This window comes from Mesorhizobium sp. YL-MeA3-2017, from assembly GCF_030814575.1.
Classification (GTDB): Bacteria; Pseudomonadota; Alphaproteobacteria; order Rhizobiales; family Rhizobiaceae; genus Mesorhizobium; species Mesorhizobium terrae.
Window position 1 is genome coordinate 4,042,911 of record NZ_JAUSVH010000001.1, and the last position, 21,969, is coordinate 4,064,879.

The window sequence follows — 21,969 nt, forward strand, 5'->3', positions numbered from 1 at the left end:
ATGCCTCAATGGCTTTCGCGGGGAATGGCGTGGCCGCGGCAACCAACGAGGAAGTCGAGATCGGCACCGCGATCCGCTTGCAATACGTGCTCGACATAGAGGCCTTGATAGCCACCCTGCATGGTGGGGACCGGCGCTTCCCATTCGAGCCGCCGCCGCTCCAGTTCTTCATCGGTAACGTCGAGATGGAGCTTGCGCGCATCCACGTCGAGCTCGATGATGTCGCCGCCGCGCACGAGTGCAAACGGTCCGCCAATGGCGGCTTCCGGCGCCGTATGCAGCACAACCGTGCCAAAGGCGGTGCCGGACATACGCGCATCCGATATCCGCACCATATCGCGCACGCCTTTCTTGAGAAGCTTCTGCGGCAGCGCCATGTTGCCGACCTCGGCCATGCCGGGATAACCCTTCGGGCCGCAGTTCTTCAGCACCATGATGCAGCTTTCGTCTATGTCGAGCGTCGGATCATCGACGGCGGCTTTGTAGTGATCGATGTCCTCGAACACGACCGCCCGACCCCGGTGGCGCATCAGTTCGGGCGAAGCGGCGGAAGGTTTGATGATTGCTCCACCCGGAGCCAGATTGCCGCGCAGGACGGCAATCCCGCCATGCGGTGTCAGCGCTTGTTGCCTCGGCCGGATGACTTGTGGATTGTAGTTCATCGCCCCGGCGAGTTCTTCGCGCAGGGTTCTGCCAGTCACCGTCAAGGCGTCGAGGTCGAGGAGGTTGGCGATCTCCTTCATGACGGCGGGAATGCCGCCGGCGTAGCAGAAATCCTCCATCAGAAAGCGTCCTGAAGGCATCAGATCGACAATGGTGGGTATGTTGCGCCCAAGCTCGTCCCAGTCGTCGAGCGTCAGTTCCACACCGATGCGTCCCGCAATCGCCAGAAGATGCACAACGGCATTGGTCGACCCGCCGATTGCTCCGTTGACGCGGATCGCGTTGGCGAAGGCTTCCTTTTTCAGGATCGCCGACAACCGAAGGTCCTCCCTGACCATTTCGACGATGCGACGGCCGCTCATCCGCGCCAGCCGTGCGCGGTGGGCATCCACTGCGGGGTAGGCCGCGTTGCCGGGCAGGGCGATGCCGAGCGCCTCCACCATCGAGGCCATTGTCGAGGCCGTGCCCATCGTCATGCAGTGACCGGGTGAGCGCGACATCGCACTTTCGGCCTGGGCGAATTCTCGTTCGGTCATGACCCCGGCGCGGACGTCCTCGGAAAACTTCCACACGTCCGTCCCAGAGCCAATCTCCCGGCCCTGAAAGCGTCCATTCAACATCGGACCGCCCGAGACGACGATGGAGGGCAGGTCGCAGGACGCGGCGCCCATGACGAGAGCCGGCGTGGTCTTGTCGCAGCCGGCCATTAGCACCACGCCGTCCATCGGGTTGCCGCGGATCGATTCCTCGACGTCCATGGAAGCGAGATTGCGGAAGAGCATGGCGGTAGGGCGCAGATTGGATTCTCCGCAGGAGAAGACGGGAAACTCCAGCGGCAGCCCGCCGGCCTCGAGCACGCCAGCCTTGATATGTTCGACAAGCCCCCGGAAATGCGCGTTGCAGGGGGTGAATTCGGAGAAGGTGTTGCAGATGCCGATCACCGGCCGGCCATCGAAGGCATCGTCCGGCAGGCCATTGTTCTTCATCCAGCTGCGGTGGATGAAGGCGTCTTTGCCGTGTCCACCGAACCAGTGCTGCGAGCGCCGTTTCGTCACCTTACCAACTCCAGTTTCCGTGCATCGGGCTTGCGGTCATTTGACGGCTCCCATGGTCAGGCCGCGGATCAATTGTTTCTGGAAAACCAGGACAAACAGCAGCACCGGGACCAGCAATACGATCGAGGCTGCCGACAGTTCGCCCCAGCGCACCTGCTGGTATCCGACAAAGGCATAGAGCCCGAGCGGCACGGTCCGCACATCATTGCCGCCGAGAACCAGCGCAAACAGGAACTCGTTCCAGGAAAACAGGAATGCCAGGATCGCCACGGCCGCGATTCCCGGCAGGACGACGGGAAGGCAGATGTGGGCGAAGGCCTGGAAATAGGTCGCGCCGTCAATAGCCGCGGCCTCTTCCAGTTCGCCTGGCAGGTCCTCGAAGAAACCTTTCATGAGCCAGACGACAATGGAAAGGTTGATCGCGACATGAGCGATGATCAGGCCGGCATGCGTGCCGATCAGGCCGGCCTTCACATACATCACGAAGAACGGGATCAGCACGGCGACCGGCGGTGTCATGCGGGTGGTCAAAATCCAGAAACCGTAGTCGGCATTGCCGCGAAAACGGTAGCGTGCCAGCACATAGGCGGCGGGAAGGCCGATCAGCAAGGCAAGCGCCGTCGAGGCGAGCGCTACAACGGCACTGTTGGCGAAATAGGTCCAGATCGTCGGATCGGAGAGAACCTTGAGGTAGTTGTCGAGGATCGGAGCGAACAGGAATTTGGGCCGGCGCGCCATGGCATCGACTTCCGTCTTCAACGACATCATCGCCAGCCAGTAGATCGGAAATAGGCACCAGAGAGCAAAAGCCCACAGTGACAGGCGGCGGGCGAAAGGCGTCAGGATGCGCAGCGCTTTCATAGAGCCGCCCTCGGCACGAACATGCGCATCCGACGCAGGAACATCTGCGCGGCGACGATGGTGATGACCAGCATGACGATCGCGATGGCGGCGGCATAACCCATCGAAAGGAACTCGATGCCCTGTTTGTAAGCCAGGAGATTGAGCGTTCTGGTCGCGATGCCCGGACCGCCGCCCGTCAGCACGAAGATGATGTCGAAGGTCTTGAAGGCGTCGATAGCGCGAAAGACGATGGCCACACCGAGATAGGGCAGAAGCGCCGGCAAGGTGTGATGGAAGAACACTTGGGTCTCGGTCGCGCCATCCATCCTGGCGGCCTGCAACGGCTCCTCATCCATCGCCGCAAGCCCGCCCGCCGCGATCAACAGGATGAAAGGCGCCCACTGCCAGGTGTCGACGACGAGCAGTGACGTCATGGCCATCGCTGCCGTGCCAAGCCAATCCTGCGGCGGCAGGCCAACGAGCTTCAGCAGATAGTTGAACACGCCGAGTGACGGGTTGAGCATCATGCGGAAGGTGAAGACGGCGGCGACGGGCGTGATCGCCATGGGAAGAAGATAGATCGCCCGCAGCAGCGGAACGGCGCGTGTCTCGTGGTGCAAAAACGTGGCTATGGCCACGCCGAGCATGAGCTGGATTGCGACTGCAAGCACGGTGAACAATGCCGTCGCGCGCAACGCCGTCCAGAACTCTTCCGACCGCAATAGGTTGAAGTAGTTCTGCAATCCGGCAAACGCGAGCGAATCCGGTGTCACCAGCGAATAGTTGCTGAGGCTCATCGCCACGGACGCGATGAAGGGAAAGATGGTTAGGCCGAACAACAGCACTGTCGTTGGCGCCAGCATGAGAATGATGAAGCGTGTGCGCGCGTCCATTTCTAGATCACGCCCTTTTTTGGAAGTTGCGCCGTCGTAGTGGCGCAACTCTTATCGAACGATTTCCTGTGCAAGTTCCTGGCCTCACATACTCAGGACCTGCCGAACCTTGCCGTCGGCATCGCCGAAGGCTTGGGTCGCATCCTTGCTGCCGGTGACGACCTCGTTGACGGCAATTCCGACCGCATCGAGGATTTCGGGCGCCTTGGGATGGAACCAGGCGGCTTTGAACAGATCGCCATCGGCGACCTGCAGGTTCTTCAGCGCGGCATCGGCGGCTTGAGCGCCGAAGCGATCGCGAAATGCCGATGTCTGCCAGGCCGAGCTGCGTGGTGTTGCAAGTCCGGCGGCGGCGGTGAGTGCCGATGTCGGCTTGGAAGTCGCCCACATCAAGAACAGCCAGGCAGCCTCCTTGTTTGCCGACTTGGCATTGATGCCAGTCATCCAATGCCACATGTTGGGCTTGGCCGACTTGTTCGCAGGAGCCGGTAAGACACCGAAAAGGGTGTTTCCGGCGACGGTGCTCTTGGACTTGTCTTCGATGTCGGTGGCGAAGTTTGAAGAATCGCAGCCGATGGCGACCGCGCCCTGCATGAAGTCGTTCAGGCATTCCATCCAGTGATAACCGGCGATGCCGACGGGACCTGCCTCGCGAAGCAGCCGGCCATACATGTCGAGCCCGGCGATCGATTCCGGCATCGTGAGGCCGGACTTGCCGTCCTTCGTCACATAGGCGCCGCCATAAGAGAAAACGAAACCCGCCAGCGTCCAAGGGGCGGCGTCGCCCGTCGGCTTTGCCCGCATGGCGATGCCGGCAACTTCCTCGCTCTTCAGCGTTTTGGCGAGTTTGAACAGTTCGTCCATCGAGGCCGGAGCGGAGAAACCCTTCGCGTCCAGCATCGACTTGTTCATGAACAGGGTCTGCGCTTCCGCGGTGATGGCCAGGCCGTAGGAGGCGCCGTCACTCCATTTTTCGAAACTGCGCGCAGAGGAAAAAATATCAGCGTCGTCGTACCAGGCGGCATCGAACAACGATGCGTCGTTGCGGTATGCATCGAGCGGCTGCAGCCATTTGGCAGAAATCGCTTGGCCAAGCGCCCAGATCATGAAGATGTCCGGCGTGGCGCTGCCGCCGCCCAGCTTTACCGGCATGGAGGCGGCGAACTCCGTCTCGGATTGCTTCTCGACCTTGACCTCGATCCCGGTCAGCTGCGTGAAAAGCGAGATCAGCGGCACGATCGCGTGCATCCAGACGTGTTCCAGCCCGCCCAGCACGATCGTTTGCCCCTTGTATCTTTGCCAGTCGACTTTCGCGCCGGCATAGAGCTTGAGCAGTTCGGTGCTGTTCTCCTGCGCATAGACCGGTAGCCCTGAGTGGAGGGCGATCACACCGCCCGCAGCCAATATCGAAGTCGCACGCAGGAACGAACGACGGTCCACTGCAAGGTGCAGTCCTCCCGTCGGCATTTTCACCTTGTCCATCACATCCTCCCACGGAGCCGGCGCCATGCCGGACAACAAGATCAACTCGCATCTTGAATACTCATATTATCGGAGTTATTGATGGTCAAGACGGAATGAAGGAGAGGACATTTGGTCGACGTCGAACTGTCCAGTGTGGGAAAAAGCTGGGGTGCGGTGCAGGTCATCCGCAACCTGGATATTCATGTGAAGGACGAGGAGTTCCTAGTGTTGCTCGGCCCGTCGGGCTGCGGCAAGACCACGACGATGCGCATGATCGCCGGTCTCGAGGACGTCACCTCGGGCGACATACGCATCGGTGGCCAGTCGGTCGTGGGCAAACTCGCACGCGAGCGCGACATCGCCATGGTTTTCCAGAACTATGGGCTCTACCCGCACATGAGCGTGGCCGACAATATCGGCTATCCGCTGCGGCTACGCAAAGTCCAGGTCGACGAGCGGCGGGAGCGCGTCAAATCCGCTGCCCGCAAGGTTCATCTCGAAGATCTACTCGAGCGCAAGCCGCGTGCCCTATCGGGCGGGCAACGTCAGCGGGTTGCACTGGCCCGGGCAATCGTGCGCACTCCGCGCCTGTTCATGCTCGATGAGCCGCTTTCCAACCTCGATGCCAAGCTGCGGGTTTCGATGCGCGCGGAACTCAAGCACCTGCATCATGAGATGAGGACGACCACGATCTATGTCACGCACGATCAGATCGAGGCCATGACGCTGGCAACCCGCGTTGCCGTCATGCATGGTGGCCGCATCGTCCAGCTCGACACGCCCGAAAACATCTACAAGGACCCTTCCGAGCTGTTCGTCGCCGCTTTCATCGGTTCGCCACCGATGAACCTGCTACGTGGGACGATGTCTATTGGAGCCTTCCGCGGCGCCGGATTTGAAATAGCCTCGCTACCGGCATCGCTTGGCGGAAGCGTCACGCTGGGTATCCGCCCCGACGATGTCGCGCTCGTGCCGGGGCCGGACGGCGCAGACATCGTCGCCACGGTCTTTGCCACCGAGTTCGTCGGTCAAAGCACCCTGGTTTCGATCAAGGCTGGCGACGACCTCTTCTGCGCGGTAGCCGACGCCAATCGGAAGGTAACGATCGGCGAGACGGTCTTTCTCAAACTCGATCGCAGCCGCATCTTTTTCTTTGATACGGCAAACGACAAGCGCCTGCGGCCGGCTTGAATCAACCCATGAAGGATTACGACTATATCATCGTTGGCGGCGGTAGTTCGGGCTGCGTGGCGGCCTGGCGCCTGGTCGAGGAATTCGGCGCCCGGGTCCTGCTCCTGGAGGCAGGAGCACGCCGCATGAGCCCGCTCATGCATATGCCCGCCGGCTACATGAAATATCTGGGGCGCGATACCTATCTCGACATGCATCACATGGTGCCGCAGCCACAACTGGACGGCAGAAGCACGATCGTGCCGCAGGCCAGGGGTCTCGGCGGCGGTTCGTCAGTGAACGCCATGGTCTACATGCGCGGACAAGCGGCCGACTACGACAATTGGGCCGACATGCTGGGCACCGGTCACGACTGGTCGTGGGCCGACATGCTCGAGCACTTCAAGGTACTCGAAAACAACGATCACCTGGGCGCGCCCGCCCATGGCAATGCCGGTCCGCTTAACGTGTCCGCACCTTTTCACCGCTGCGCGATGACCGACGCTTTCGTGGCCGCCGTCCAGAATGCTGGCGAAGTCTTCACCCCGGATTTCAATGGCGGCCGCCAGCGCGGTGTCGGTTACATGCAATCGACGATCGGGCCGGATCGCCGTCGTTGCAGCGCCTCCGATGCTTTCCTGTCGCGGGTGCTGGACGATCCCAGGCTGGAACTGCGCACGCAAACCACGGTCGACCGGGTTCTGGTCGAGGCGGGCCGGGCCAAGGGTGTCGAGTTCCGCCGCAACGGCCGGGTCGAGCGTCTCTATGCCGGCTCCGGCGTCATCCTCGCTTCCGGCACCTACATCACTCCCAAGCTCTTGATGCTGTCGGGGATCGGCGATGCCGATCATCTGCGATCGCTGGAGATTGCTCCGGTCTGCGACCTACCCGGTGTCGGACGGAATTTGCAGGATCACTGCGAGGTGCCCGTGATCTTCAAGAGCAATGGACGGTATGGTTATTTCGGCGAAGATCGCGGTTGGCGGATGCTTCGCAACGGACTGCAATATCTGCTTTTCAGATCCGGGCCCGTCACGTCGATCGGCGTTGAGGCCTGTGCTTTCGTCAATCCCGACGATGCTAAGGCCGATGCCACGCTCAAGATCTACTGTGTTCCAACCGTCTATGTGGACCGCGATATCTCCGGCGTCGAAGCCTGCGACGGCCTGACGATGACCTGTTGCCTGCTGCGCCCGCGTTCGCGTGGCAAGGTCACGCTGCGCTCAAACCGGCCTGACGACATGCCGCTCATCGACGGTGGCTTTCTACGCGATCCGCATGACGTGGAAACGATCATCAAGGGGCTGAAGACGGCGCGTTCCTTCGCGCGCCAGCAGCCGCTAACCGGTCTGCTCGAAGAAGAGATCGTACCGGGCGGCACGGCCGCTGACGATGAGGCTTTGCGCGTTCACGCCAAACGAATGGTCAAGACAAATTATCATCCGGTAGGCACCTGCCGGATGGGGCCGGACGGCGACCCGTCGGCGGTGGTCGACCCGAAATCCATGTCGGTCCGCGGACTGGAGGGGTTGCATGTGATCGACTGTTCGGTGATGCCGACGATCGTCAGCGGCAACACCAATGCGCCGGCCATGGCGATTGCCCACAAGGCCGCCGGCCTGATCCACGCGGCCCAGCGCTAGAGCCGCGCAGACGAACTTCGCCCGTTCACCACTCGGCGAAGGATCCGTCCGCATGGCGCCAGATGGGATTGCGCCAGCGATGACCCTTCCGCGCCTGCTCCTTGACATAATCCTCGTCGATTTCGACCCCCAGCCCCGGGCCGTCGGGAATGGCCACGAAGCCGTCTTCATAGCGGAAGACGTCCTTGTTCTTCGCATAGTCGAGCAGGTCGTTGCCCGTATTGTAGTGGATGCCGAGGCTCTGCTCCTGGATGAAGCAGTTGTAGCTCACTGCGTCGAGTTGCAGGCAGGCGGCCAGCGCGATCGGCCCGAGCGGACAATGGGGAGCCACCGCAATGTCGTAGGCTTCGGCCATTGCGGCGATCTTGCGGCATTCGGTGATACCGCCGGCATGCGAAAGGTCTGGCTGGATGATATCGACGGCGCCTTCCTCGAACACGTGCTTGAAATCCCAGCGGCTGTAGAGACGCTCGCCCAAAGCGATGGGGGCGGACGACATGGCGGCGATTTCCTTCAGCGCCTCGCGGTTTTCGCTCAGCACGGGTTCTTCGATGAACATGAGCCGATACGGTTCCAGCTCCTTGACGAGAGCCTTTGCCATGGGGCGATGTACGCGGCCGTGGAAGTCGACGGCAATGCCGATATGCGGCCCGACGGCCTCGCGCACGGTCGCCACGCGCTCGACGGCGGCATCGATGCGGTCGTGGCTGTCGACGATCTGCAGTTCCTCGGTGCCGTTCATCTTCAGCGCGGTGAAACCGCGCGCCACGACCTGCCTTGCGCCCTCGGCGACCTCCGACGGACGATCGCCGCCTATCCAGGAGTAGACTTTGATGCGGTCGCGGCAGCGGCCGCCAAGAAGCTCGTGGACGGGCACGCCAAGCGCCTTGCCCTTGATATCCCAAAGCGCCTGATCGATGCCAGCGATGGCACTCATCAGGATAGGCCCACCGCGATAGAAGCCGCCGCGATGCATGACGGACCAATGGTCCTCGATCAGCCGCGGATCCTTGCCGACAAGATAGTCCGCCAGTTCCTTCACCGCTGCCTCGACCGTCAGGGCGCGTCCCTCCACGACGGGTTCGCCCCAGCCGCAGATACCTTCATCGGTTTCGATCTTCAGGAACAGCCAGCGCGGCGGCACGATATAGGTGGTGAGGGCGGTGATCTTCATCTTGTCGGGTCCGGCTCAGCTGTTCTTGATTTGCTTGGCGCTCACCAGGTCACGGGCCGCGAGATCGAGAATATGGTTGGCCGCCTTCCTCGCCGCGTCGCCGTTGCGCAGCCGCAACGCCTCCACAACTTCCTGGTGGGCCTTCACGGCCTCGGCGCGCCGATCGAGCGAGATCACGGCGGTTGCTTCCAATGAAAACTTCAGCGCCGTATCGATCATCCCGCCGATCTGCCGGAAGATCGGATTATGGCTTGCCCGGTAGAGGGTCTGGTGAAAGGTGATGTCCGATCGCGAGAACTTGACGATGTCCTCGCCGGCGTTGGCCATTCCCTCCCAGGCCGTTTCCAGATCGGCGATTTCGCGCAACGTTGCTCGTGTGGCGGCAAGTTCCGCCACCAGCGGCTCTATCGCACGCCGAGTTTCGAGGATGGCGTCGAACAATTTGTCGTCCAGCGCATGCGGAGCATGCCAGGCGAGCACCTGGGAATCGATGATGTTCCAGTTGTCTTCGTCGCAGACGATCGTACCCACCCTGGGGCGACTCAGGACCAGTCCCTTGGCTGCCAATACCTTCAAAGCTTCGCGGATCACCGTTCTGCTGACGCCATGCTCGGCACCCAGATCGTTTTCGGTCGGCAGGAAGGTGCCCGGCTGGTAGCGGCCCGAAAATATGTCGGACGCGATCGCCTGCGTGGTGTCTGACATCACGCGAGGCCGCTGCACCTTTCGCTCCTTCTCCCGCAGTCCCTGCGAGGTGTCAGCCATTTATTCCTCCCTCCACGGGCAATCTCGTGATTCCCTTGCCGAGACTACTGGGGACAGCGGTTACCGCAATCTTCCTAATTCGTATTCTGTTATCTCATTTATCATACCAAGACAATTGACTGGTATGATGATATCAAATATTGGTGCAACCAGGGCATGCAGCCCAAGTCGCGTTCTGGGAGGAAACCATGCGATTTCTGAAGAAGGCGCTCGTCGCCAGCGCATTTGCCGTGACTGCCATTGTCATGAGCGCATCAGCCTATGCGGCGGACGTGAAGATCGGTTTCGTTGTCAAGCAGCCGGAGGAGCCCTGGTTCCAGGACGAATGGAAGTTCGCTGACCAGGCTGCGAAGGAAAAAGGCTTCACGCTTGTGAAGATCGGGGCCGAAGACGGCGAGAAACTCATGTCGGCGATCGACAATCTGGGCGCCCAGGGCGTTCAGGGTTTTGTGGTCTGCACACCCGACGTCAAGCTCGGCCCGGGTATCGTCGCCAAGGCTGCGGCGAACAATCTCAAGCTGATGACGGTCGACGATCGACTGGTCGGCGCCGACGGCAAGCCGCTGGAAGACGTTCCGCATATGGGCATTTCCGCCACCAAGATCGGCGAGGCCGTAGGGCAGGCGATCGTCGACGAGATGAAGGCGCGCGGCTGGAATGCCGACGAGGTCGGCGCGATCCGCGTTTCCTACGACCAGCTGCCGACCGCAGTGGACCGTGTCGAAGGCGCGATCTCGGTCCTCAAGAAGAACGGCTTCAAGGCTTCGAACATCTTCGACGCACCGCAGGCCAAGACCGACACGGAAGCTGCGCTGAATGCCGCGACCGTCGTGCTTAACGCCCATCCGAATATCAAGAAATGGGTTGCCTTCGGCCTCAACGACGAAGCTGCGCTCGGTGCGGTTCGTGCCTCGGAGAGCGTCGGCATTCCGGCCACCAACATGATCGGCGTCGGCATCGGTGGCGCGGATTCGGCGATCAACGAATTCAAGAAGCCGCAGCCTACCGGCTTCGTCGGCAGCGTCATCATCTCGCCCAAACGCCATGGCTACGAGACGTCGCTCAACATGTATGGCTGGATCGCCGACAACAAGGAGCCGGAAAAGCTGATCCTGACATCAGGCTCCCTTGCCAAGCGCGACGACTACCAGAAAGTTCGCAAGGACCTCGGTCTCGAATAGGTTCGAGTAAACAGGTGGAATGGCGGCGGGTTTTCGCCCGCCGCCCCTCTCAGGGGCTTGCCGATGTCCTTTCTCGAATTCTCCGAAATTTCCAAATCCTATCCCGGCGTACGGGCGCTGTCCGGCGTATCCTTCGGTGTCGAGAAGGGCGCCGTGCATGGCCTCATGGGAGAGAATGGGGCCGGAAAGTCGACGCTGATCCGCATTCTTTCCGGCGATCAGAACGCCGATTCCGGAGAAATCAGGATCGACGATCGCGCTCAGCATTATCATTCGACGCGCGACGCCTTTCATGCCGGCGTCATCGTCATCCATCAGGAACTGCAACTGGTTCCCGAATTGACCGTCGCTGAAAACCTGCGGCTGGGCCGCTTCCCCAGCAATGGCGGCGTCATTCAGGCCAGGCGGATGTTCGCCGATGTCGGCGACAAACTGAAGGCGGCCGGCATCGATATCGACCCCGGGCGCAAGATCAAGACACTCTCCATCGGCGAACGGCAGATGGTGGAGATCGCCAAGGCGATGATGCTCGACGCGCGTGTCATCGCGCTGGACGAGCCGACATCCTCGCTTTCGTCCCGCGAGAGCGAAATCCTCTTCTCGCTGATCGACCGGCTTCGGGCCGAGGGCAAAGTCATCCTCTACATCTCCCATCGCATGGACGAGGTCTTTCGCCTTTGCGACAGCCTGACGGTGCTGCGCGACGGCAAGCTTGCGGCCCATCACCCGCATCTGGCGGGTGTTACGCGCGATCAGGTCGTGGCTGAAATGGTCGGGCGCGAAATTTCCAACGTCTGGGGCTGGCGCGGCCGACCGGCCGGCGAAGTGCGCCTGAAAGTCGAAGGCGTCGCCGGCGACAAGCTGCGCCTGCCGGCAGGCTTCGAGGCGCGTGCCGGTGAGATACTGGGCTTCTTCGGCCTGATCGGCGCCGGTCGATCCGAATTGATGCGGCTGGTATTCGGCGCCGACCCACGCTGGGCAGGCACGGTGCATGTCGATGGCAAGGCTGTCGCGGCTTCCGATCCGCATCACGCCATACGCTCCGGCGTCGTACTGTGTTCGGAAGACCGGAAGTATGACGGCATCATCCAGGGTCGCTCGATCGAGGAAAACATCAACATCTCCTCGCGTCGGCACAATGCACGCCTCGGGCTGCTCGACCGGAAACAGGAAGCGGACACGGCGGAAACCTTCATCCGCAAGCTCAAGATCCGCACGCCTTCGCGTAAGCAGGATGTTGTCAACCTGTCCGGCGGCAACCAGCAGAAGGTCATCCTGGCGCGCTGGCTAGCCGAGCAGGGCATCGGCACCCTGATCGTCGATGAGCCGACCCGCGGCATCGATGTCGGCGCGAAATCCGAGATCTACGAAATCCTGTACCAGCTTGCCGAAAGCGGCATGGCGATCGTCGTCATCTCCAGCGAACTGCCCGAGGTCATGGGCATCTGCGACCGCATCCACGTCATGTGCGAAGGGCGCATCCGGGCGGAATTGACACGCGACCGTTTCAACGAACGCGAAATCCTGGCCGCCGCCTTGCCGGACAAGAGCGTTCCGGCGGCAATCGCATCCTGAGGAGCTTGTTCATGCATACATCGCTCAAGAAAGTCCTCCTCGGCGAACAGGGTCTGGTGGTCATCTTCGTGCTTGCCTTCGCGCTGGTTTCGCTGCTCGTCCCGAACTTTCTGACCGAGCGCAACATGCTTGGCCTGCTGCAATCGGTGGTCACGGTCGGCATCGTCGCCTGCACCATGATGTTCTGTCTGGCGGCGCGGGATTTCGACCTGTCGGTCGGTTCCAACGTGGCGTTTGCCGGCATGGTCGCGGTCATGGCCTCCAATGCGACGGGATCGATCCTGCTCGGGCTCCTGGCCGCCTTGGCCTGCGGCGCCGTCGTCGGCGCCGCCAACGGCGTGGTCATCGCCAAGTTTCGCATCAACGCGCTGATCACCACGCTCGCCACCATGCAGATTGTGCGCGGCCTGGCGCTCATCGCATCGGACGGGCGCGCGGTGGGCATCAACGATCCCAATTTCTACCAGCTTGCCTTATCGAAACTCCTGGGTGTGCCGACGCCAATCTGGGTGTTGATCCTGCTGTTTGTCGCTTTCGGCTTCGGGCTCAATCGCACCGTTTTCGGCAAGAATACGCTGGCCGTCGGCGGCAACCCCGAGGCGTCGAGGCTTGCGGGCGTCAATGTTGACATGACGCGCATCTGGATTTTCGCCCTTCAGGGCCTCACCTGCGCGGTGGCCGGCATATTGCTGGCCTCCCGCATCACCTCGGGGCAGCCCAACGCTGCGGTCGGACTGGAACTCTCGGTGATCTCCGCGTGCGTGCTGGGGGGCGTTTCACTGGACGGCGGCCGCGCCACCATGTCGGGCGTGATCGTTGGCGTACTCATAATGGGCATCGCCGAGAACGTCATGAACCTGCTCAACATTCCGGCCTTCTACCAATATATCGTCCGCGGCGTGATCCTGCTCATCGCGGTACTGCTCGACAATCTGCGTTCATCCGCCCTCGGCCGCCGTTAAACATCCATGGCAGACAGGCTTCTGCGACACAACAGGGTGGCGAAGTCGGCACAAGTCCGCGCGGAGGGGCTTCCGTCGGATAAGCTTTGCCAACACAAAGGCGCTTTCTACGAGTGGCAGGCCTTACTGTTACCGATGGTCTGCCTGCTCTACAGGCGGCCTCACGATGACGATCAAGAACTGAGATGGACATGATGGGTGAGCGGCTGGCAGGCAAGCGCATTTTTCTCACCGGAGCAGCGCAAGGTATAGGCGAAGCCATCGCCAGGCAATGTCTGGCGGAAGGCGCGCGCGTTTTTCTCGTCGACCGCGACGGCGACCTGCTCGCCAGCACCGCCAAAACCCTCGAAGCGCCGAGCGGATCATTCGGCTTCGCGACGGTCGATATCACCGACGGGCAAGCAATCGAGGCCGCCATGGCCGATGCTTGCGTGGCCATCGGAGCCGTCAACGCGGTCATCAACAATGCCGGTATTAATGTCTTTCACGCACCGCTTGAAACCAGCGGCGCGGAATGGGATCGTTGTTTCGATGTCAATCTGAAAGGGGCCTGGAATTGCTGCAAGGCGGCCCTGCCAGGAATGATAGCGGCCGGCGGCGGCGTCATTCTCAACATCGCCTCGACACATGCGTTCACCATCATCCCGCACACTTTTCCTTACCCGCTCGCCAAGCATGCGCTGCTCGGCATGACCAAGGCGCTGGCGCTGGAATATGCCGCGCAAGGTGTGCGCGTGAATGCGCTGGCACCGGGTTATGTCGAGACGCAGAAGGCGGTGGACTACTGGAACTCGTTTCCCGATCCGGAGGCGGCGCAGGCAAAGACGCTCGCTCTGCATCCAGGCAATCGCATAGCCACACCAAGCGAAATCGCCAAAGCCGCCGTTTTCATGATTTCCGACGAATGTCCGTTCATGAACGCAGCCTGCCTCGTCATCGACGGCGGCCTCAGCATGCTCCAGCATCCGGCTTGAAGGCGGGTTGATAACTCCTGAGAAGAAGTGGTCGTCGAAAAATCCGGAACTAAAAAGTTCTGAGGATGATCGTAAGTGATGAAATCCGAACGTTAGGATTTTAGCGTTTCACGACGGTAGCGCGTAAGGCGTTTCCGCTATAGAAGTAAGATTGTAATTTCTTATTAATGTGATTTTTAAGTACACATTGATAAATATTTCAGTAATTTTGGAAATTTGTTCCGATTATTACTAAGATTAGCAGTAAAGATTTTTTGTTACCACGAAGGAGTATGAGCATATTCCGCTTGTACATCGTTGCAGCCATGCGCAACGGTAGTTGTAGTTCGGATCGTAGCGATATTCAGCGCGTCTCGCGTCAACCCATCGACTGCAGGCTATCACCGGCAGCTTGGCTTAAAGATATGTCCACACACAGTGGTATCTTTGCGCCCTTTGCTCGAGGGGCCGCGAGCAGGGTTGATCGGGCAGCCGGCGCCGGGACTAGCGAAGCCCTTCCGCCAATCTGATCGGTCGATTGCATCCCTCGCGGTGCGGATGTGCCAGGTGCGAGCGAAGAGCCGCGCTTGTTGCAAAAATCGAAACCTGTTACTTAACATGATAAATGACATGTCGTGCGAAGGCGTGAGGCAGCGTTGGACCTATTGAGCTCTGCGGAATTGCTCCACAAGGACCGGATACGGACGCCTTTCAGCCGCTGGGTCGACGATCTGCACTCCACTTGCGGGAGTTTCCGACCCCGCGCCATGGATACAAGTCTCCACATTCGTGGCGAGGCCCGCCGCATCAATGCCTGCGGCATGGAATTTTCGCACATCTCCAACGATCTCGACCGCGTCGATCATGACTGGGACGATGTTCGGCGCGATGCCATCGAACAGCTTTTCCTGCTTGTGCAACTCGAAGGTGGGTGCGGTGTGGAGCACGGCGGCCGGCAAAGCGCACTGAATGTGGGCGACTGCATTCTGGTCGATTCCACCAAGCCGACGACATTCCATTTCGGCGGCAAGTTCAGCAACCATCTATCTCTCAACCTGCCCAGGCAACTCATCTATTTCCACGGTGGCGACAAGCTCGATATAGCGCGCACGCTGGATGCGGCCGATCCGATGGCCGTCACGCTGCGGGCTCTTGTGGCCAAAGTTCTCGCAACGGCCGAGAACGATGCTCACGCTGCGAACCTGCGCCAATTGATGCTCGACGCGACCCGTCAGGCCTTTGTGTCCGACGTGGAAGGCGTACTTTCGTTCGAATCGCTCAGCGACCTGGCATCCCGGCGACTGCGACTGGTCGATGTTCTGATCGATCAGCATCTGACAAATCCTCGTCTTTCCGCGCAATGGCTGGCAAAGCGCATGGGCGTTTCGATGCGGATCCTGCAATTGCATTTTCAGGATCTCGGCATGACTTGCACCACCTTCATTCGCGACAAGCGCTTGCGTTTCGCGCGCGAGAAGATCAGGCAGCTCCAATTCCAGCCCGGCACACAGACCATAGCGGATGTCGCCTATTCCGTTGGCTTCAACGACCTGTCCTATTTCAACCGCTGTTTCAAAGAATTGTTTGCCTGCGCGCCGAGTGACCTCTTGAGGCCGGTATCGCGAGGAAAGATGCACTAGCTCCTGGCCTCCGCCGTGCTCTTTTTCGACATCGAGAGCCATTGCTGAAGCCGCATAAGTAGGCATTTCTCGACCGGGGCTCCGCAGCCAGGGACGATAGCGCTGAGAGCCTTCGCTCGGCCAAAACCTCCACCTCAATTTTACGTTCAAGTCCGTCCGGGTTTCGTTTCGCTCCAAGACAGGTCTTGGCGGGACGTGTTGGTTTGTGCCGACGCGGTTGCAAAAAGAACCCGTCCCAAGATCGGGGCAGGGGCGCGGACCGCACATCTGGAGGAGAACGAAACATATGGTTCCGGTGAAATTCAGCCGCGCTATCGCGGTCGCTCTGCTGACTGCCACGACGGCCCTGACGACCCACACTCTTGCGCGTGCGCAAGAGCTGGTGCTTGGCGTCATCGGCAACAGCAAGGACATGGTGCAGCCCTATACGCCGACCAGCTCGGCATCTGCCGGCTCGCTGTACAACCAACTTTATGACGGGCTGACGGCGTATGATTCCAAGGGCGCGGTGGTGATGGAACTCGCCGAGTCCATGACACCCAACGCCACCCTGGACGCCTGGACCGTCAAACTTCGTCCGAACGTCAAGCGCCATGACGGTAAGCCGTTCACCGCCGCCGACGTGATCGCCAGCATCAAATACATGATGGACCCGGCGAACAATTTCGTCGTCTCGAGCCAGATCGATTTCGTCGATCCCGCCAAGATACGCAAGGTCGACGACCTGACGATGGAATTCACGCTCAAGCGTCCCTTCGGTCTTTTTGCCAATGCCTTCGCGGACAATGATTTCAGGATGCGCGCCATTGCCGACGACGGATCGGTGGTCGGCACGGGCCCGTTCAAGCTCGATTCCTTCACCCCGGGCCAGGAAGCGCGCCTGACCCGTTTCGACGATTATTGGGGCGAAAAGCCCGGCTTCGACAAGCTCCGCATCATCGGGTTCAGGGACCAACAGGCGGTCACCAATGCGTTGCGCGGCGGACAGATCGACGTTGCCTATTCAGTGCCGTACACGGACGTTCCGGCGTTGACCAAGGACCCAAAGCTGAAAACCGTGGTCAGCGGCACGACAACCTATCCAATGATAGCCGTGCGGGTGGATACACCGCCATTCAACGACCAAAAGGTTCTGGAAGCGCTCAAGCTGGTGGTCGACCGCCAGCAGATCGTCGACAATGCGTTCGGTGGCTTTGGCATGATCGCCAACGACTATCTGGGCAACAACACGGCCTGCCCAGCACCAGCCGAGCCGCAACGCGTGCAGGACATCGCCAAGGCAAAGCAATTGCTGGCCGAGGCCGGGAAAAGCAACCTCAAGCTCGAACTGGTGACCGACGGTGCCTTCGCCGGCATGATGGAAATGGCGCAACTCTTCGCGCAGCAGGCCGCGCAAGCAGGCATCACCATCAAGGTTCGCCGGCTTGATCCCGCTTCCTTCCTCAACCGCTGGAGGGAATGGCCGTTTCTGATCAGCCTGACCAGCGGGCCTTATGAAACGGCCACGCTCGCAGCGCTGCTGCCGGAGCAGGGTGAGAACGCAACGCATTTCAACGATGCGGAATACAACGATCTCGCCAAGAAGCTGCAGAGCACCGGCGATCTGGCGGAGCAATGCAAGCTGATCACCCAGTTGCAGGCGATCGAATACAAGCGCAGCGGCCACATCGTCGCCGCCTATCCCGAAAACATCACTGTCTACCGCGATACGGTGAACGGACTGACGCCCGACCTCTACGGTCGCACCGCGATCCAGTTCGGTGGCGTCACCGTCAACAAGTAGCCAGTCTTGTCGCTAGGAAGGGTGTTCGATGACGGTCGATAACCACAATGACAATGCGGCGATTGGAGTCTTCGCCTGGCTGCAGCCGTTCCTTGTGAGGCTGTTGCAAGGGACGCTGACCCTGCTCGCCGTGTCGTTGTTGATCTTCCTGGCGGCCAGGGCCTTGCCCGGCGATGTCGCCAACATGATCCTCGGCCAAAGCGCGACGCAGGAGCAGTTGGTTTCGCTGCGTGCCCAGCTTGGTCTCGATCAGCCGCTGTGGTGGCAATACCTCACCTGGCTGGGCGGCATTTTGCATGGCGACTGGGGAACCTCGCTGTCCAATGGGCAGCCGGTGGCGGATCTGCTTGCGCTGGGGGTTCGCAATTCCGCGACGCTGAGCGGAGTGGCGCTCGCGGTCATGCTGCCGCTCTCCCTGCTTGTCGGCGTGATTGCCGCCCAGTTTCGCGACGGGCTCGTCGACAAGGTCTTTCTCGGCATGTCGATGGTCGCCAATGCCGTGCCCGACTTCGTCACCGGGACGGTGTTGGTCGCGCTCTTCGCAACGACGGTCCTGCATGTGCTGCCGGCGGTTTCGTTCATCCCGCCGGGAGACTCGCCTTTTTCCTATCCCGACGCGCTGGTGCTGCCGGCCACGACCGTGATCATCCCCGGCGTGATGTATCTCGCCCGGCTGGTGCGGGTGGCGGTCATCGACGTGATGGCAACCGAATACATCCAGACCGCCGAGCTGAAAGGCCTGTCGCCGAGCCGGGTCCTGTTCCGGCACGCTCTTCCGAACGCGGTGGCCCCGATCATCCCGGCGGCCAGCCTCGTGGCGGCATTCACTGTCGGCGGAGTGGTCGTGGTGGAATATCTGTTCGCCTATCCCGGTGTCGGCAGCGCTCTTGTCGATGCCGTCACCAACCGCGACCTGCCGGTCATCCAGGCCAATGTGCTGGTGATCGCCTCTGCCTATTTCATCTTCAACCTCATCGCAGACTCGCTTGCCCAACGCGATGAGGCTTCGGGCGCGCAAGGGCGGTCCAAGGCGTGAGCACCGGCGTAGAAATGACCCTGACGACACATCGGCGGGTTCGCCCGCGCGCCGCCAGTGGCTGGTGGCGGCTTTGGGCGTCCGCGCAAGTTCGCTGGGGCGTCATTCTGCTGGTCGCCATGACCGCGCTGGTCGTCATTGGCCCGTTCCTGGCTCCCTATGATCCCGCCGCACCCGTGGGCAAACCTTATGCCGCGCCATCGGCGGTAGCCTGGCTGGGCACCGATAATCTCGGACGCGATGTTCTGTCCCGCGTGCTTGCGGGCGGGGTCTATCTCGCCTGGATGGCACCGGTTTCAGCCCTTCTCAGTGTCGTGACCGGCGCTGCCATTGCCCTGGTGACCGCCTATTATCGCGGCTGGACAGATCTCGTCCTGAAGCGGTCGCTTGATGTCCTGCTCGCTTTCCCCGGCGTTCTCCTGACGCTGCTGTGCGTTTCGGTGTTCGGGCCGCGGCCTGTTCTCCTGGTCGGCCTTGTCGTTCTCACCTTGATGCCGGGCGTTGCCCGTGTGATCCGCGGTGCGGCCCTGCCGCTTCTCGACCGGGAATATGTGCTGTGGGCGAAGGCCGTCGGCACGCCCGGACCGGTCATCATCCTGCGCGAACTTCTGCCCAATGTCTCTTCCCCGCTGCTGGTTGAACTGGGCCTGCGATTGAGCTGGTCGGTCGGCATTCTCTCGTCGATGAGTTTCATCGGCTACGGCATCCAGCCACCGGCCGCCGACTGGGGGCTGATGGTGAGCGAAAACGGCACCGGCCTCGGCACTCAGCCTTTTGCTGTGTTGGCGCCGATCGCGATGATCATCCTCTACACAATCGGTGGTGGTCTGATCGCTGAAGGCGCGGCGCGCGTGATGGCGCGGACGGAAGGCAAGGCATGATGACGGTGTTGAAGGCCACGGGGCTCACCGTCGAACGCGCGGACGGCGCCCCAATCATCGAGGATGTCTCGCTGAGCCTCGATAAGGGCGAGGTGATGGGCATTGTCGGCGAGTCCGGATCGGGCAAGTCGACGCTGGCGCTGGCGCTGCTTGCCTATGCGCGGCGCGGTGTGCGGATCGCGGGCGGCGCGGTTCGCGTGGCCGGCACCGACATGCTCGAACTTGATACGGCCGGTCTGCGGAAAGCACGGCGCGAAGTTGTGGCCTATGTCGCTCAGGACCCCGGTGCCGCCCTGAACCCGATGCTGTCGCTTGGCACCTTGCTGACCGAGGGGCTCGCCGGCAGCAAGGCAGAGAAAATCGCCCGCGCGCGCGAAATCCTGCGCAAGGTCGGCTTGCCTGACGACGAGGCCTTCCTGCATCGCCGTCCGCGCCAGCTTTCTGGCGGGCAGCAACAGCGCATCGCAATCGCCATGGCGGTGATCGCGAAGCCCAAGCTGATCATTCTCGACGAGCCGACGACCGGGCTCGATGTCTCGACCCGCGCCAAGGTGCTGGATCTGATCCGCCAGCTCTGCGTCTCGGATAATCTGACCGCGATCTATGTCAGCCATGACCTCGCGGTGATTGCCAATGTCGCCGACCATGTGACGGTAATGTATGGTGGCCAGGTCGTCGAACAGGGCCGCATGCAGGAGGTTCTGGCGAAGCCGCGCCATCCCTATACGCGTGCTTTGCTCGACGCCGTGCCTTCGCTGCAGGCGCGGCAGCTGCTGCGGCCGATCCGCGGGCGCGTGCCGGCGGTCGGCGAAGCGCCGAGTGGCTGCATCTTCTCGGACCGCTGCGATTACACTGTCGAAGCCTGCAACACCCGGCCAAGGCTGGAGGTGGTGGGCGGCACTCTCGTGCGCTGCGTGCGTCCCGAATTGGTCCGGGTATTCGAGGCGCGTTCGGAAGCCATCGACCGTTCCGACAGGCCGGCGGCCAGCGCGCCGGCCGTGCTGCAGGCAGACGGCGTCGATGCTTTCTACGGCCATCGGCAGATCCTGTTTGACGTCAGCCTCAAGGTGGAGCCGGGTCGATGCCTTGCGGTGGTAGGCGAGTCGGGCAGCGGCAAGTCGACCTTGTCGCGATGCCTGATCGGACTGCACAACAACGTCACCGGTCAACTCAGCCTCGACGGCAAGCCCATGCCGCTGACTGTCGGTGAGCGCGATCAGAATGCTCGCCAGCGACTGCAATACATCTTCCAGAATCCCAACGCCTCGCTCAATCCCCGACGCACGATCGGGGCCAGCCTGGTTGCGGCGCTGGCCAACAGGCCGGAAGCCGGCGGCGGCCGCTCCGACGCCATCATCGCCGAGGCGCTTGAAAGAGTGGGCATCTCGCCCGACCTTGCCACGCGCTATCCGGCTGAACTGTCCGGCGGCCAGCGCCAGCGTGTCGCCATCGCCCGCGCCCTGGTCGCCAAGCCGGCCGTGCTGCTGTGCGACGAGGTGACGTCGTCGCTCGACGTCTCGGTGCAGGCCTCAGTGATCGAATTGCTGCGCAGCCTGCTCGCCGACGGTCTCGGCATGCTCTTTGTCACGCATGACCTCGCCGTGGTGCGCAACATCGCGGACACGGTCGCGGTGCTCAGCGCCGGACGGGTCGTCGAACAGGGCGAGGCTCGCGCGGTACTCAGCGCTCCGAGCCATCCCTACACACAATCGTTGCTCGCCAACACGTTGCAACTGCCCACCGACGCAACCGGTTTCGACATGCCGGCTATCGCGCCGAGGCAGTCCGCGACCGGTTCGCGGTGAATTCCAGAACTTCCGTTCATCAAGAGGAGAAGATGATGACGAGCCATTTTGACGGTCTGCTCAACGACACGCTGCCATTGCTGCAGGTGGATTTTACCGCCGAGGGCGCGCTGGCTGACCTGGAAAATCCGCCGAACACAGGTGGGTTCGAATTGGTCGGCACGCTGGTACAGCCCGGTTCGAAGATTCACATGACCCATGTGTGGATCACGCCGTTCGACCGCCACCTGCACTGGGTTTCCGAACATGTGCACGATTATGACGAAGTCCTGATCTGGACCGGTAACGATCCTGACAACCCACAGGATCTTGGTGCCGAACTCTACATCGACATCGAGGGCGAGCGCCGCATCATCAACAAATCGGGCTCGATCTATATCCCGGCCGGTGTCCGGCACTGCCCGCTCGGCTTCCATTATGTGAAGCGCCCCTTCCTCTTCCACGCTCTGTCTCTGGATCCGACCTACAAGGCGAAGGTCTGAG

At 61.3% G+C, this 21,969-nt stretch carries 18 protein-coding genes; 12 read left to right on the forward strand and 6 right to left on the reverse strand.

The genetic code is table 11. From position 1 onward, the window contains the following. Positions 1 to 5: 5 nt before the first annotated feature. The 4 genes from QFZ88_RS19150 to QFZ88_RS19165 form a co-directional block, all read right to left on the reverse strand. Complete coding sequence (locus tag QFZ88_RS19150) at positions 6 to 1,718, reverse strand: IlvD/Edd family dehydratase (protein WP_024924957.1); 1,713 nt, start codon at positions 1,716 to 1,718, stop codon at positions 6 to 8. A gap of 36 nt (positions 1,719 to 1,754) precedes the next feature. Continuing rightward, entirely contained in the window at positions 1,755 to 2,579 is an 825-nt protein-coding gene (locus QFZ88_RS19155; protein WP_024924956.1) for a carbohydrate ABC transporter permease, read from the reverse strand. Beyond that, positions 2,576 to 3,454 carry a carbohydrate ABC transporter permease gene (locus QFZ88_RS19160; RefSeq protein ID WP_024924955.1) on the reverse strand — a complete coding sequence of 293 codons (879 nt, stop codon included), beginning with the start codon at positions 3,452 to 3,454 and terminating at the stop codon, positions 2,576 to 2,578. The genes QFZ88_RS19155 and QFZ88_RS19160 overlap by 4 nt, the downstream gene beginning before the upstream one ends. Before the next feature lie 84 nt (positions 3,455 to 3,538). Next, positions 3,539 to 4,936, reverse strand: a complete 1,398-nt coding sequence (locus tag QFZ88_RS19165) for an ABC transporter substrate-binding protein (protein WP_024924954.1) — start codon at positions 4,934 to 4,936, stop codon at positions 3,539 to 3,541. 111 nt (positions 4,937 to 5,047) lie between these two features. Between QFZ88_RS19165 and QFZ88_RS19170 the strand changes: the two genes are divergently transcribed. Both QFZ88_RS19170 and QFZ88_RS19175 read left to right on the forward strand, forming a co-directional pair. Then, entirely contained in the window at positions 5,048 to 6,109 is a 1,062-nt protein-coding gene (locus tag QFZ88_RS19170) for an ABC transporter ATP-binding protein (protein WP_024924953.1), read from the forward strand. 8 nt (positions 6,110 to 6,117) lie between these two features. Beyond that, the gene (locus QFZ88_RS19175) at positions 6,118 to 7,731 is read left to right on the forward strand and encodes a GMC family oxidoreductase (protein ID WP_024924952.1); all 1,614 of its coding nucleotides are present in this window, start codon (positions 6,118 to 6,120) and stop codon (positions 7,729 to 7,731) included. 25 nt (positions 7,732 to 7,756) lie between these two features. Here QFZ88_RS19175 and dgoD read toward each other — a convergent pair whose 3' ends face one another. Continuing rightward, the gene (gene dgoD, locus QFZ88_RS19180; protein WP_024924951.1) at positions 7,757 to 8,905 is read right to left on the reverse strand and encodes a galactonate dehydratase; all 1,149 of its coding nucleotides are present in this window, start codon (positions 8,903 to 8,905) and stop codon (positions 7,757 to 7,759) included. Positions 8,906 to 8,920: 15 nt separating this feature from the next. Continuing rightward, on the reverse strand, positions 8,921 to 9,670 hold the full coding sequence (locus tag QFZ88_RS19185; RefSeq protein ID WP_024924950.1) for a FadR/GntR family transcriptional regulator: 750 nt from the start codon (positions 9,668 to 9,670) through the stop codon (positions 8,921 to 8,923). A gap of 188 nt (positions 9,671 to 9,858) precedes the next feature. On the opposite strand from QFZ88_RS19185, the gene QFZ88_RS19190 reads away from it, so the two are divergent. The 10 genes from QFZ88_RS19190 to QFZ88_RS19235 all read left to right on the forward strand — a co-directional run bounded on the left by QFZ88_RS19190 (position 9,859) and on the right by QFZ88_RS19235 (position 21,968). Next, positions 9,859 to 10,851, forward strand: coding sequence for an arabinose ABC transporter substrate-binding protein (locus QFZ88_RS19190; RefSeq protein WP_024924949.1), 993 nt, complete (start codon positions 9,859 to 9,861; stop codon positions 10,849 to 10,851). A gap of 63 nt (positions 10,852 to 10,914) precedes the next feature. Beyond that, positions 10,915 to 12,426, forward strand: a complete 1,512-nt coding sequence (gene araG / locus QFZ88_RS19195; RefSeq protein WP_024924948.1) for an L-arabinose ABC transporter ATP-binding protein AraG — start codon at positions 10,915 to 10,917, stop codon at positions 12,424 to 12,426. An 11-nt stretch (positions 12,427 to 12,437) separates the two neighbouring features. Further along, the gene (gene araH / locus QFZ88_RS19200; protein WP_024924947.1) at positions 12,438 to 13,388 is read left to right on the forward strand and encodes an L-arabinose ABC transporter permease AraH; all 951 of its coding nucleotides are present in this window, start codon (positions 12,438 to 12,440) and stop codon (positions 13,386 to 13,388) included. A 194-nt stretch (positions 13,389 to 13,582) separates the two neighbouring features. After that, complete coding sequence (locus QFZ88_RS19205; RefSeq protein WP_024924946.1) at positions 13,583 to 14,362, forward strand: SDR family oxidoreductase; 780 nt, start codon at positions 13,583 to 13,585, stop codon at positions 14,360 to 14,362. A gap of 635 nt (positions 14,363 to 14,997) precedes the next feature. Then, entirely contained in the window at positions 14,998 to 15,981 is a 984-nt protein-coding gene (locus QFZ88_RS19210) for a helix-turn-helix domain-containing protein (protein WP_024924945.1), read from the forward strand. Between the two features lie 286 nt (positions 15,982 to 16,267). Next, complete coding sequence (locus tag QFZ88_RS19215; protein ID WP_024924944.1) at positions 16,268 to 17,764, forward strand: ABC transporter substrate-binding protein; 1,497 nt, start codon at positions 16,268 to 16,270, stop codon at positions 17,762 to 17,764. A 28-nt stretch (positions 17,765 to 17,792) separates the two neighbouring features. Further along, on the forward strand, positions 17,793 to 18,800 hold the full coding sequence (locus QFZ88_RS19220) for an ABC transporter permease (RefSeq protein ID WP_081766913.1): 1,008 nt from the start codon (positions 17,793 to 17,795) through the stop codon (positions 18,798 to 18,800). 14 nt (positions 18,801 to 18,814) lie between these two features. Continuing rightward, positions 18,815 to 19,681, forward strand: coding sequence for an ABC transporter permease (locus QFZ88_RS19225; RefSeq protein WP_024924942.1), 867 nt, complete (start codon positions 18,815 to 18,817; stop codon positions 19,679 to 19,681). After that, the gene (locus tag QFZ88_RS19230) at positions 19,678 to 21,486 is read left to right on the forward strand and encodes an ABC transporter ATP-binding protein (protein ID WP_024924941.1); all 1,809 of its coding nucleotides are present in this window, start codon (positions 19,678 to 19,680) and stop codon (positions 21,484 to 21,486) included. Before QFZ88_RS19225 ends, QFZ88_RS19230 begins: the two co-directional genes overlap by 4 nt. A 35-nt stretch (positions 21,487 to 21,521) precedes the next feature. Next, positions 21,522 to 21,968, forward strand: coding sequence for a hypothetical protein (locus tag QFZ88_RS19235; protein WP_024924940.1), 447 nt, complete (start codon positions 21,522 to 21,524; stop codon positions 21,966 to 21,968). The last annotated feature ends 1 nt before the right edge of the window (position 21,969 follow it).

Excerpts from the sequence above, each read along its gene's own strand:
- QFZ88_RS19230 (WP_024924941.1), top strand. The coding sequence starts at position 19,678 with ATGATGACGGTGTTGAAGGCCACGGGGCTCACCGTCGAACGCGCGGAC.
- araG (WP_024924948.1), top strand. The coding sequence starts at position 10,915 with ATGTCCTTTCTCGAATTCTCCGAAATTTCCAAATCCTATCCCGGCGTA.
- dgoD (WP_024924951.1), bottom strand. The coding sequence starts at position 8,905 with ATGAAGATCACCGCCCTCACCACCTATATCGTGCCGCCGCGCTGGCTG.
- QFZ88_RS19165 (WP_024924954.1), bottom strand. The coding sequence starts at position 4,936 with ATGGACAAGGTGAAAATGCCGACGGGAGGACTGCACCTTGCAGTGGAC.
- QFZ88_RS19235 (WP_024924940.1), top strand. The coding sequence starts at position 21,522 with ATGACGAGCCATTTTGACGGTCTGCTCAACGACACGCTGCCATTGCTG.
- QFZ88_RS19215 (WP_024924944.1), top strand. The coding sequence starts at position 16,268 with ATGGTTCCGGTGAAATTCAGCCGCGCTATCGCGGTCGCTCTGCTGACT.
- QFZ88_RS19160 (WP_024924955.1), bottom strand. The coding sequence starts at position 3,454 with ATGGACGCGCGCACACGCTTCATCATTCTCATGCTGGCGCCAACGACA.
- QFZ88_RS19220 (WP_081766913.1), top strand. The coding sequence starts at position 17,793 with ATGACGGTCGATAACCACAATGACAATGCGGCGATTGGAGTCTTCGCC.
- QFZ88_RS19205 (WP_024924946.1), top strand. The coding sequence starts at position 13,583 with ATGGGTGAGCGGCTGGCAGGCAAGCGCATTTTTCTCACCGGAGCAGCG.
- araH (WP_024924947.1), top strand. The coding sequence starts at position 12,438 with ATGCATACATCGCTCAAGAAAGTCCTCCTCGGCGAACAGGGTCTGGTG.
- QFZ88_RS19225 (WP_024924942.1), top strand. The coding sequence starts at position 18,815 with ATGACCCTGACGACACATCGGCGGGTTCGCCCGCGCGCCGCCAGTGGC.
- QFZ88_RS19190 (WP_024924949.1), top strand. The coding sequence starts at position 9,859 with ATGCGATTTCTGAAGAAGGCGCTCGTCGCCAGCGCATTTGCCGTGACT.
- QFZ88_RS19155 (WP_024924956.1), bottom strand. The coding sequence starts at position 2,579 with ATGAAAGCGCTGCGCATCCTGACGCCTTTCGCCCGCCGCCTGTCACTG.
- QFZ88_RS19175 (WP_024924952.1), top strand. The coding sequence starts at position 6,118 with ATGAAGGATTACGACTATATCATCGTTGGCGGCGGTAGTTCGGGCTGC.
- QFZ88_RS19185 (WP_024924950.1), bottom strand. The coding sequence starts at position 9,670 with ATGGCTGACACCTCGCAGGGACTGCGGGAGAAGGAGCGAAAGGTGCAG.